Source organism: Bartonella sp. AP65SXKL (assembly GCF_042195725.1).
In the GTDB taxonomy this organism is placed as follows: domain Bacteria; phylum Pseudomonadota; class Alphaproteobacteria; order Rhizobiales; family Rhizobiaceae; genus Bartonella.
The window spans coordinates 115,102-125,690 of the sequence record NZ_JBHIOW010000005.1 but is presented as its reverse complement, the minus strand read 5'-3'; the positions used below and the strand labels follow the sequence as shown (position 1 = coordinate 125,690).

General features: G+C 38.3%; 11 protein-coding genes and 1 pseudogene. 6 read left to right on the top strand and 6 right to left on the bottom strand.

Features of this window, described 5'->3' with window-relative positions; all coding sequences use genetic code 11:
- The first annotated feature begins 188 nt into the window (after nucleotides 1-188).
- On the top strand, nucleotides 189-359 hold the full coding sequence (locus ACFIMP_RS04870; protein WP_375686095.1) for a hypothetical protein: 171 nt from the start codon (nucleotides 189-191) through the stop codon (nucleotides 357-359).
- 774 nt (nucleotides 360-1,133) lie between these two features.
- Here ACFIMP_RS04870 and ACFIMP_RS04865 read toward each other — a convergent pair.
- The 5 genes and pseudogenes from ACFIMP_RS04865 to ACFIMP_RS04845 all read right to left on the bottom strand — a co-directional run.
- Nucleotides 1,134-1,303, bottom strand: a pseudogene (locus ACFIMP_RS04865) (integrase); the annotation flags it as partial.
- Nucleotides 1,304-1,825: 522 nt separating this feature from the next.
- Nucleotides 1,826-2,038, bottom strand: a complete 213-nt coding sequence (locus ACFIMP_RS04860) for a hypothetical protein (protein WP_375610233.1) — start codon at nucleotides 2,036-2,038, stop codon at nucleotides 1,826-1,828.
- 128 nt (nucleotides 2,039-2,166) lie between these two features.
- The gene (locus ACFIMP_RS04855) at nucleotides 2,167-2,403 is read right to left on the bottom strand and encodes a hypothetical protein (protein ID WP_375611603.1); all 237 of its coding nucleotides are present in this window, start codon (nucleotides 2,401-2,403) and stop codon (nucleotides 2,167-2,169) included.
- Nucleotides 2,400-3,062, bottom strand: coding sequence for a gene transfer agent endolysin BgtA (bgtA, locus tag ACFIMP_RS04850; protein WP_375611604.1), 663 nt, complete (start codon nucleotides 3,060-3,062; stop codon nucleotides 2,400-2,402). The genes ACFIMP_RS04855 and bgtA overlap by 4 nt, the downstream gene beginning before the upstream one ends.
- A 796-nt stretch (nucleotides 3,063-3,858) precedes the next feature.
- A complete protein-coding gene (locus tag ACFIMP_RS04845) occupies nucleotides 3,859-4,803 on the bottom strand; it encodes a YopJ/AvrA family T3SS effector serine/threonine acetyltransferase (RefSeq protein WP_375686086.1) in 945 nt (314 codons plus the stop codon).
- 685 nt (nucleotides 4,804-5,488) lie between these two features.
- On the opposite strand from ACFIMP_RS04845, the gene ACFIMP_RS04840 reads away from it, so the two are divergent.
- Nucleotides 5,489-5,611 (top strand): hypothetical protein, encoded by a 123-nt coding sequence (locus ACFIMP_RS04840; RefSeq protein ID WP_375686085.1) that lies wholly within the window; start codon nucleotides 5,489-5,491, stop codon nucleotides 5,609-5,611.
- Nucleotides 5,612-6,258: 647 nt separating this feature from the next.
- On the opposite strand, the gene ACFIMP_RS04835 is transcribed toward ACFIMP_RS04840, so the two are convergent.
- Nucleotides 6,259-6,825: a hypothetical protein gene (locus ACFIMP_RS04835; RefSeq protein ID WP_375633370.1), complete on the bottom strand. Its 567-nt coding sequence runs from the start codon at nucleotides 6,823-6,825 to the stop codon at nucleotides 6,259-6,261.
- A gap of 1,842 nt (nucleotides 6,826-8,667) precedes the next feature.
- Here ACFIMP_RS04835 and ACFIMP_RS04830 point away from each other — a divergent pair.
- From ACFIMP_RS04830 to ACFIMP_RS04815, 4 genes are read left to right on the top strand one after another with little or no spacing between them, the layout of a single operon-like run.
- Complete coding sequence (locus ACFIMP_RS04830) at nucleotides 8,668-9,189, top strand: hypothetical protein (RefSeq protein ID WP_375613261.1); 522 nt, start codon at nucleotides 8,668-8,670, stop codon at nucleotides 9,187-9,189.
- Nucleotides 9,190-9,197: 8 nt separating this feature from the next.
- Complete coding sequence (locus tag ACFIMP_RS04825) at nucleotides 9,198-9,752, top strand: hypothetical protein (RefSeq protein ID WP_375611610.1); 555 nt, start codon at nucleotides 9,198-9,200, stop codon at nucleotides 9,750-9,752.
- Nucleotides 9,753-9,800: 48 nt separating this feature from the next.
- Nucleotides 9,801-10,355: a hypothetical protein gene (locus tag ACFIMP_RS04820; RefSeq protein ID WP_375686084.1), complete on the top strand. Its 555-nt coding sequence runs from the start codon at nucleotides 9,801-9,803 to the stop codon at nucleotides 10,353-10,355.
- Nucleotide 10,356: 1 nt separating this feature from the next.
- Nucleotides 10,357-10,554, top strand: a complete 198-nt coding sequence (locus ACFIMP_RS04815) for a hypothetical protein (RefSeq protein WP_375647100.1) — start codon at nucleotides 10,357-10,359, stop codon at nucleotides 10,552-10,554.
- Nucleotides 10,555-10,589 lie beyond the last annotated feature (35 nt).

Genomic DNA, 10,589 nt, shown 5'->3' with positions numbered 1-10,589 from the left:
AGAAGCAATGGTTGCTGAAGTTCCAAAGAAAGATACACCAATGCCTCCGATGCCTGCTGGCGGAATGGGTGGAATGGGCGGAATGGATTTCTAAGCTCTTATTCCTAGACGTAATAAAGAAACGGGCCTTCTGTGCCCGTTTTTTTATGCTTTTTCATGTTTTCCAATCGGTGAATTTGGTGATTTGATTGCTTTCAAGAATTGTTGATCCTGTGAAAGTTGTGCGCTCTGCTCTTCAGAATGCGGCTTCAATTGCGAGCCTTCTGATCACAACAGAAGCAATGGTTGCTGAAGTTCCAAAGAAAGATACACCAATGCCTCCGATGCCTGCTGGCGGAATGGGTGGAATGGATTTCTAAGCTCTTATTCCTAGACGTAATAAAGAAACGGGTCTTCTGTGCCCGTTTTTTTATGCTTTTTCACGTTTCATACAGTTTTTCCTTTTATGATAGTTTCTTTATCTTATAGGATTGTTCTATTCTCCTCTGGTTGATCTACCGTTATTGTGAATGAATTTCACTCTTAATCCATAGCTTTTTCTCTTGTTTTTATGAAATGTTTCTATTGTGCGGGGATCGTGGTTTCCTTTGAAAATATTGTGCTAATAAAAATATAATTCTTTGATTTATAGTCAGTTATTCCTAATACAGTTCTGTTTTTTCATTTCAGGTTTATGCATGCATCGTTAAAAAATCCTGGGTTTGTGCTTCATAAGGTGAGAGGTCACTACGGTTTTTATGAACCAACGCAATCATTAAAAGTCAGTAGTTAAAAAGAGTCAGTAGTTAAGAGTTAGTACCTATTGAGCGTTGGAAAGACAGAGTTGAAAAGAGCATGATGGGGCTGGTTTGTTTTTTATGAATAAGATGCTGGTATTTCAAGCTTTTGCATAGGAGAATAAGCATCTCTCTGTTTCGTTGATCTCTGAAATGGGGAGACTGCTCCATTTGAGAAGCTTAAAGATAAAAGCTAATTTTTCGCCTTGCTCTCATCTTTTTTTCGGTAAGCTCATCACCTAAACTGGAGCCAAACCCATATTGTTATACTCAAGTTCTGTTTGTTGCCTATATTGTGACAGAAAATTCTTGAGTGGGGAGCCATTTTTGAACTAAGGGGACCATGACAGGTAGCCGAAAAAAATCATGACAAGACAGTAGGCGTGCTTGTGTTAGAATTTTTAATGCTTCTGATGATAAAGGCACGCGAAATTCTGTTGTAGCCTCATGCCTTCTTTTCATATTTTCGAGCCAAGGATTTTCCATATATTCTCTTCAACTTGACCTTTATGCATAGAACATAAGGGAATTGAGAGGGTGGAAATTGAGAGGCAGGGAATTGGGAGGCAGGGTATTTAGAGGCAGGGAATTGGGAGGCAGGGAATTGGGAGGCAGGGAATTGGGAGGCAGGGAATTGGGAGGGTGGGAGGAGCCGGCTTGCTTTTTTATTCAACGTAAAGATGAGAGGTTTTATGTAAGGCTACCATTACATTGCTTGTTTATGCGCTTCTTTAAAAGAAATGTCTTTTAATACAAATTCTTGACAATGTTATTTATGAAGAGTATAAAATCATTTGGATATCAATAGATTATTAAAAAAATGTATGTTGGTATGATCCTTTTCTTATGTTACCAAAGTTGCTGACTTACGCGTTGGTTAAAAATCTCTCTTCATACCCCTAAATTCATTTCATGAAAGTGTTTGTGAAGAGTGTATAAAAATTTCTCGTGAGACATGAAAAATCATCAATAAAACTCCATGTTTTCAAAAATAACGAATGGCTTTTTATATTTAAAAGATTTAACACGTCTCACGTTTTTTATTTATTTTAGAGCTGAATATTCGATTTTTGTGTAAAAATACTTCCCAGCACATCTACGATCCGTGAAAAATCAAGTGCTAATAAGAAAATGATGAATATAATCCATTTCGTATAGCGTGACATCATTTTTACACTTTTATACGTTGTGATGATTTCTTGTAGGACTTCTTTTTCCTTTTCTGTAAGCTCTGTTTGTTTTTCCGTTTTTTTTCTAGCCATGTTTCCACCCACACATGTGTTCCCCTTGTTTGTTATGCTTTAAAATATCTCTTGCGAGATTTGAACTGATGATATTGAGATCTTTGTTGTCTAAATAAATGGGCATCCAACCAACGCAAGAAAAAGGCTCATTGATTGTTTTTATCGCGCAACCAGTGAGTAAGAGCAGCGCGTATATCAGCATCACTTTTTTGATTAATTTCATTTTCCACCTCTAGCCGTGTTGTTGATGACTTTAGCGTTTTTTCTATTTGCTTTTGTTGTTCAACCTTCTTTCCAAGAGTGAAAGCTTTTGCTAAAGCGATAAAAAAAGCGGTCAGAGCCGCTCCTGTTATCATCAGATTTTTTTTCAACCACCACATCATAAGCGCTGCTCCCGAAACCGTTTTGCCACAAAGAAAATGCCAACGCAGGCGGCTAAAACCATAATGGTTGCTAATGCCCATTGGATGGGACCATTGCCTGCCAATAAGCCCCCAAGTCCAGAAAAAGAACCAATAATCGGTGTAAGCGCTTCTGCTTTGAAAAATCCCATTGGAGCTTGCGTTTCTACAGTTTGGTAGTTGGGAGAAACATAAGCCCCTTTTGCCCATAATCCCGATTCTGCTGCACGACGGTGCACTAAACCGTGAAGACGTTTTCCTCCTGCTTTAGTCCACTTTTGTAACTCAGCAGGGACGGCTTCATATTCGCCATTATTGAGTTTTTTGAGCAGGGTCGAATTACAAAAAGCCGATGTTCCTATATTATAGCAAAACGATACGAGCGCGGCGAATTGTTCATCCGTTAAAGAAACCGTCACATGTTTTTCAACGGTATTTTCAAATTGTCTTAAATCTTGAGAAAGAACTTCTTCTGCTTGTTTTTCAGTAATGATCATGCCCTTGTGAACGAACGGTTTGCCAGCCGCGCTGGTATGACCATAGCCAATTGTCCACACCCCGATGGCATCTTTATAGGCTTGTAAACGCAATCCTTCCCATTGTTTAATGAGCGCAAGCCCTGCTGATGATATTTTTCTCATTTGCTTCTCCATAAAATAAAGCCTCACGTTACCGTGAGGCTGGTTGACAGATTAAAAATGAATTTTTTCACGCTTCAAAAACAGAAGAGATGTGAAACTTTTATGAAATCAAAAGGTTGGTTATGACATCTTAGGGAATGGGGGAATGGTTGGTCAAAAGGGATAATGGCTGGGCAAGTGGAATAATGGTTGGGCAAGAGGAGTAATAGTTGGGCAAGAGGAGTAATAGTTGGGCAAGAGGGATAATAGTTGGGCAAGAGGGATAATGGTTGGGCAAGTGGGATAATGGTTGGCCAAGTGGGATAATGGTTGGGCTGGTGTTTTCCGTTAAGAGAGGTTGTTGATTTTAAGAGCTTGTCCTGGTGTTTTTGATGGAGCCTTCTTGGGGTGCGGGAAGCTGTTGGGTTGATGCACGATAAGCGTGATCTATTGCGGTTGTGTTCGTCGTATGGCATTGATGTGGGGGGCTTGAGATACGAAGTGGATACTCTCAGAAAAACAAGACATATGCTTTTACTGAAGACGAAAGCATTCAATATTTTATGTATCAAACGTTTTGCTTATCCAAAGAGTCTCATTGTTACACAGAGCTTTGGGCTAACAAGAGCTGTGGAATTTTGATACAATTTTAAGAGGGGCTGGTTTTTATAGGACAATGGTGCTTTTTCCCTTTAAGAGGAAAGTTGTTTGCTATTTTTGTTTTATGAGCGCAAAAGCTGGTTTGCTTAGAGAAATCTTAGCCGTAAAGCAGCCTCTCTTCGTTCTTTGATGAATAGGAATATGGAAAAAGCCTCAATTACATCGTTAAAGATTTGTATTCAGTGAGCCTTTTTTGGTGGGAAGAAACGGAAACAGTTTTTCCCTCTGTTGCTACCAAGCTTCTCTCAAACCTTTCGGTTAGGGTTTCGCCTTTTTTGTTTACTTTCTCCTGTGCTGCTTCTGGATTGGCTTTTAGATATTCCCCAAGACGTCTTCTTCCTTGCACGTGTTTGTATAAACGAGCTGGAAGATATGGATCTAATTTTTCAGCAGGTAAAGGCGTGTCTGGTTCACATAACACACCCTTAATATTATCTTTGTGTAGTCTTTCTAATTTTTGAGCTTCGAGATAAAGCTTTTTGGCAAGGCTTAAGCTGAACATCCCACATTCAGAGGAGCTTCGTTGAATATCCATTTCTACCATGGCAAAATGAATATTCGGAAATTGGTGATGTTCAATGGATTGTCGCGTCCTTAATGCAAGTAATGCGGGAAGCGTGTCACGCAGTGAGGTAGGTTCTAAAAATATCAGAGATGTTTTATTATCAATGGTTTGATGATCGACAACCGCAAAATGAATTCCCCTATCCTGTGCGTTAACGATCAGCTTAGAAGATTTTATGCCCTTTTCGAGCGTTTCTTTGAGTGCAAGGGCAAAGCCGTCAGGGGGGCTTGTAAGTTTGAGATTCATCTCTGGATATTTACGATTTGCTTGATCGACCAAGGCTGGCATCATGTACAGATCTAAAATATCATAATAATTTTTGATCCAACTGCCATCGGCATTATGCTTTTCTAAACCGGCAATAATATCTTTTAATTCCGCACGATTAAAAGGGGTGTTTTTTATTTTTTCAATGTTAAGCCGTTCTAAATGTGCAGTAAGAGTGTCTAATGATGCATTTGCATGCGCCCCTTCAGGTGCACTGGCCCCTTCTGGGGTTTGTGAGGAATGAGGTGGGGGAGAATCTTGTGGCTTCATAATTTTAGCCTCCATGTTGATGATCGATAGGTGATATTATTTCTTCAATTCTGGCTAAACAATGTTTTGAAAAACAAGCCTTTGCATCTTAAAAGGTGAGGCGATGAGAGCATAATGATGTCGTTTTCATATTTTTATGCGTGTATTGCTCATCATTGCTGTGATGTGTGATATTGGTATTTTATGGGGGGATTATTAGGGCGTTCTGTTGGGAGCCCGTAGTGAATACGGCTTGTTTTGAAAATCTCAAAATTATGGGGCTGTTGGTGATGCAAATTGGGTGATGCAAAAGAAAACAGTCAGAAAAGGACGAAAGATACCTTCAAACCGTAAAGTTTTAAACATTGTCGCGAAACACACTGTTTTATAACAGTCTATAATAATGCGAAAATTTTATGATGAAATCTGGACGCAGAAAACCCCTTACCGCACCTGTCATTAAATACGATTTTTCATATTCTGTCAACCGCAAAACGATTATTTTTCCTCCTTTATCGCGGGAAAAAATCTACAGAAAAAAGCTCATTCATTAGCTATGCAGCAAAATATCTTGTTTTAATGGAAAAGTTTTTGATGTGGCAAAAAACATTTTCTCCTTTGAGAAAGGCGTGGACAAGATGAAGGGAGAATTGTGGTTTTGAAATCCGTGGTATTTTATTGATGAAATTGGGAAGGCGGTGGTTGGATGGTGTTGTGGGGCAAAGCTTTAGGTGTTGGCGATTTGTGGGGGGATTGGGGTTGTGCTGGCTGTCGTATTAGCGGTGGTGTGATGTGGGGGGGGGTGGAGGGTTATCGGTGCAGTTGTTGATGAGGGAGGAGATTGTTGGTAGGGGCTTTTTCTTTCGTTTAAGGGATGATGCTTTTAATTTTGTCAAAGATCAACGGGTTGTTTTAATGATAAGCTATTGATTTATATTGAATATTTTATCGTTATTTATCTTGAATGAGAAACCCAGATTATGCTGAAATAAAAGCCATAGCTTTTGTCCGTCATAAGATCAGGAAAGCCATATAGAATTGTACAAGAAAAGACGTAAAATGACGATAATGAATTGTCTGAAGAGCTAAGGATGTCGCGATATTGGGTGAAGTGTATGATGAGGGTGGTTTGTTACAATGGGGGTAGAGGGAAGAATGTTGCTGTTTTTTAAAGAGGGGGCAATATTTATCCTGTCCATGCCGTGAAATATTGTCCTTTGAGGCATGGATTAAGTGAGGCACTGGTAGGTATAAGGTTAAGTCTCTTTGACAGTTGAAGTATTTTTTTAAAGGGCGTGGTGGATATTTTTAAGCTTGTCAATCCCATGAAATTTTATGAAAGGGCAAGCTCAGAGGTTCTCAAGAGCACCCTGCTAAAGGGGGGCTTTATAAAGGCGCTGGTTGGTTATAAAGAGGCATGTTATAAAAGGAGGGGGAGAATCTTTATCCTGTGAGGGGGAGGAAATGATGGGTGTTTTAGCCAAGGCTCTTTTGGGTAGAACTGTCAAAATGTTTATAAAGGGCATCAAGAATAATACGCAACGAACCAACAAGATTAGGTAGCGGTTGATCTTCTATAACAAGATAGTGTAATGCCGCATGAAAGTTGTGTTGACGATGTAGATATTGTGCTTCTTTAATCGCTTCTTGCATAGCTTCATAGTGTTCCGTTGCTCTTTGGACCCATTGCTTTTTTGCTTTCTCATCTGATGCGCTGTGCGTAAAACCATCATAATAACCGTTTGGTAAACCTTTTGCACATAAATAGTCGTTTCTAATTTGCAAGTATTGTTGCGCCGTGTCATATTGCTCTTTACTGATGCCTGATGAAGCCTCTTTATAGCCAAGCAAACAAAGACGCCCAATATAGGTTCCGACAAGCGGATTTTTCGCTTCTTCGAAGCTTAAACCAAAGTGTTTTGCACGCATTTCAATCGCAGATTGAAGCGCAGATTCGCTGGAATTTTGGGCACGTGAAATACAGCTATTGGGCTCTCGCTTTCCTGTTATTTTCGATCTACCGCGTTTTTTACGTATTTTCATGAACTTAACCATTTGAATGAAAAAGAAACTGTCTGTTGATGGGGGACAGTGATGTAAAAAGCACTTGGCGCAAATATTGGGGGGAGCAAATACTTAAAAGGGAGCAAATACTTAAAAGGGGGAAAATACTTAAAAGGGGGAAAATACTGGGGGAGTGAGCAAATACTGGGAAATATCAGCCGTTGCAGATCAAAAAACAAACGATACTAAAGGCGTTTTAAATGCAAAGAAAAGCAACGGTGTGGGGCGAAAAAATCATCTTTAAGGTGGTTTCTTACCTTTTTTATCTTATCCCTATCAGTCTTATCTTCCGCCCCTGTCATGCTTATTTTTTTATTGCTAGCGGATTATTTGCTTTTTAAATATTTCTTAACTGTTCTTGAGAGATTGAAGGAAAATTTTTGTCAAATGTGAATGAAAAAATAACAATGGATTTCAAGGGCATGTCATCGTCTTTCTAATAGGAAGTTTTTTTTAATGGGATTATTTGTCTCTTTTTTCACGAGCGCTTTGTGGAAATTTTTCAATTCCACTTTTGAAAGGTCATTGTTTTCTTAAGTTGGAAGCTTTTTATTTGGGTTCTCTTATTTTTTTGTTGTTGGGCGCTTTCCCAAGATATTTGATATACATCACGCTGTTAAGCATACTTTTATCCTTTATAGGAGATATGTTGTCTTCTGTTGAGTGGCAGAGAGCGGCAAAAAGCAAACCTCCGCATTCTATTATAATAGCATAAGATGCCCTATATTTTCAAATAAAATATCGTTTATCGGCTTAAAATAAACTGTGAATGATCTCGCTATTTTGTTTGGTGTATCCTTTGTAAGTATCCTTTATAGAGTATAAATTTTCCGTTTTAATGGATCTCATCATAAGACGAGGGGATGTCGTTTAAAGGACGGAATGCATTATCGAAAGAGGCTGTTTTTATAAGAAGAAAATGCCTTTATAAAAAGATGCTTTTATAAGAGATGCCTTGATGAATGTAGGGGCTATACAAATGTAGGGGCTGTGAGATATTTCATCTTTAATGAAGAATTTTTAAAATGAAGCCTTTTTGATTAAGAAGCTTTCAAATGAGGATTAAGGTTGTTTGTCGCACGTTTTTTATACTGGATAATCGATTGCTTGTTTGACTTTGTTTTGTGTTGCTTTTTAAAGAGTCATGTCTTAGGGCTCTCTTTTGCCCATTTTGCAAGGGTGCTCATGAAGGGTATAACGATAAAGTCCCCAATGAAATCCATATAAAGTTTGAATAATATAAAATCTATTGCACACTTCCATTTTTACGCTTGTAAAGAAGAAAGTCTATAGCATCACACATTTTGCCAGCTCTCATTGTTGAGACAGCCCTTGGCATTTGAGGCGCTTCCTTAGAGGCATTTATCATCCTTTCTTAATGTTTTACTCTATATGGCTCTTTCTGCTTGTAACGCACAAGAGACATGGTTTGGGTTGATTTAATATGGAATAGGTTTGGAATAAGACAATCCTACGGTATTTAGGGTTCTCATTTAATATGAAAAACAATAAATTGTTATAAATCAGCGTATTGTTTGTAAACTTTACACATCAGATATTTCTTAGATTGAATATTTTTGCTTGTTGAGTTTTGTGAAACATTGTCTTTTGAAGTGTGGGTAATAGATAAGAGGATACAATGGCATTTGTGCTTATAAGGTTTAGGGATTGTATGTTGTCACGTATGAGAAATTTTAAAAATAGACTTAAAGGGGCTTATAGCGCGTGTTTCATGGTGAAAAGAGTGCTAGATAAACCGGTTTTGCTGGTTGCATGTTCTCAAAGAGTGAGTGGGCATGTTAGAAGTGAGAAAATATCCGTATGATCGAAGATAAATCACAACACCAATCTGCCCATAAGGGAAATACGGCTTTTGCGTCACAGCCCGTGTTAAATCAGTGTGCGGTTTTCAAAAAATGGACGGCTCTCTCAAGAAAAGATTACGTCATCATTTTGTGTTTGGCTATCCTCTTGTTGGTGCTTTTTGCCGCGACTGTCTATATGAATCCTTTGGAGTTTTTTCACGTTATATCCAAAGAACAGTTTCAAGCACTGGGACAAATGGAACAAGGAGATCTTCGAAAAATGATTAAGGAGATCTTGAAACAGCCTTTTGAAAATAATCCTGCAATCGTGTTTTTGCGTGACGCGGGATGGAATAGTGTTTGGGCTTTTTTATGTCTCTTGCCGCAAATGATTTTTGGTGTTCTTGTGGTGTTCTTTCCACTCTTTTTTGTCTTTAACGCTATCTCTAAACGGGAGGTGAAGGAAATGATGAAGCTGTGGGATACATTGCCAGAGCAGCAACAGCTAGACAACCAATCTCTCAACAAAACACAATAGGGAAACAAGTGGCTGCTTCTTTTATAAGTACTTTTGTAATTTTGACCACAGTATGGTGGAGTACTGTCATGTTTCTCGGGGAGATCATGATACTTTTTTCTACTCTGATGACAATCTTGGTACTTTATTATTCTTTGATAAAACGGACAATATTGTTGTGTGGGATGCGGCGGAAATTAAAAAAGGGTGCATTACAGAATTTGGGGCATAATCAGAAAGTCAGCATAGGACAAAATACAGTTTTTGCAACAGAGCTCAGCTCCCTTTCTTTTAAAGAATCTTTGGAACTTTCAAGAAAAGATTATTGTATCATCTTTTTTCTAGCTTTCATTGTGATTGTGGTTTTCGCAGTTTTGCTCGCTTTTTTTGCTTTTTTTCCAAAATCTGTGATTTTTTTACACAATTATATGCCTCTATTGTTTAAGGTTGGCGTTTTTGGCATGCAGCTGCTGTTTTGGTTTTGTGCGTGTATTGTTGTCGCTTTACCTGTCATTTTAATCTTCCATAGTCTCCTTCATTATGGCGTGAAAAAAACAATAAAGAAATTAGAAATGGTTGCTTGAGAAGAGAATAAAAATGATGATTTCACATCAATGCGATAGGGGAAACACGTGACTATTGTTATAAAATTTTTGGCTTTTTTAGGGTTCACCATCATTGCCATTGTAATGTTTATGGTTATGATCCGGCTTCCTTACCGGTTGATCAAGCATATCAGGTTATCTTTTAAACTCTCTCAAGACTTGAAAAAGAGTACAACGCAAAAAAAGCAAGCCATACAACAATTGCGCAATGATCTGGGAGAAATGAAAAGACACAATCTCGCACATAAAACCCTTGATGCGACAATGCGCTTTCTTAACTTCAAAGAATTTCTGCCTCTTTCTTCGAAAGAATGTAAAATAATCTTTTTTATCTTTATCCTCTTTACTGTTTTGCAATCTGCTTTCTTTGTCGCAAATTTGGTATGGTGGAAGAGCGATATGGTCGGCGTTATCATGCAGCTGTTGAGCATTCTATGGTTTGGGCTTCTTCTCTTTTTTCCGATCATTGGGATCATGTGTATAAAATTAACGAGAAAATTGAACAAAAAACTTCAACAATTGAAAGAAGCAATACAACAACGCGATCAGGCAATTCGTATGAAGAATGGGCGTGGAGGATAAAATGACCAGTAGTCTTATAACATTAATGGCCTTTTCTTTCCTGTTCTTTATGGTCTTAAATGTTTTATTGTGGGTGCCAATCGTTGTCATTTATTACCTGTTTATCAAGCGTGCGCGGCTTTATTGTCGCGTGAAAAAGGAACTGAAATGCGTGCTGAATGAACGCGATATTGCCTTAAAACAGATCTCTCAAAAATAAAAAACAGCTTTCTCTTGTTTGGCAAGACTATAAAA

Bases quoted from the DNA above. Each gene is read 5' to 3' on its own strand.
- ACFIMP_RS04815 (WP_375647100.1), top strand. From the start codon at position 10,357: ATGACCAGTAGTCTTATAACATTAATGGCCTTTTCTTTCCTGTTCTTT.
- ACFIMP_RS04855 (WP_375611603.1), bottom strand. From the start codon at position 2,403: ATGATGTGGTGGTTGAAAAAAAATCTGATGATAACAGGAGCGGCTCTG.
- bgtA (WP_375611604.1), bottom strand. From the start codon at position 3,062: ATGAGAAAAATATCATCAGCAGGGCTTGCGCTCATTAAACAATGGGAA.
- ACFIMP_RS04845 (WP_375686086.1), bottom strand. From the start codon at position 4,803: ATGAAGCCACAAGATTCTCCCCCACCTCATTCCTCACAAACCCCAGAA.
- ACFIMP_RS04835 (WP_375633370.1), bottom strand. From the start codon at position 6,825: ATGAAAATACGTAAAAAACGCGGTAGATCGAAAATAACAGGAAAGCGA.
- ACFIMP_RS04830 (WP_375613261.1), top strand. From the start codon at position 8,668: ATGATCGAAGATAAATCACAACACCAATCTGCCCATAAGGGAAATACG.
- ACFIMP_RS04840 (WP_375686085.1), top strand. From the start codon at position 5,489: ATGGTGTTGTGGGGCAAAGCTTTAGGTGTTGGCGATTTGTGGGGGGAT.
- ACFIMP_RS04860 (WP_375610233.1), bottom strand. From the start codon at position 2,038: ATGGCTAGAAAAAAAACGGAAAAACAAACAGAGCTTACAGAAAAGGAA.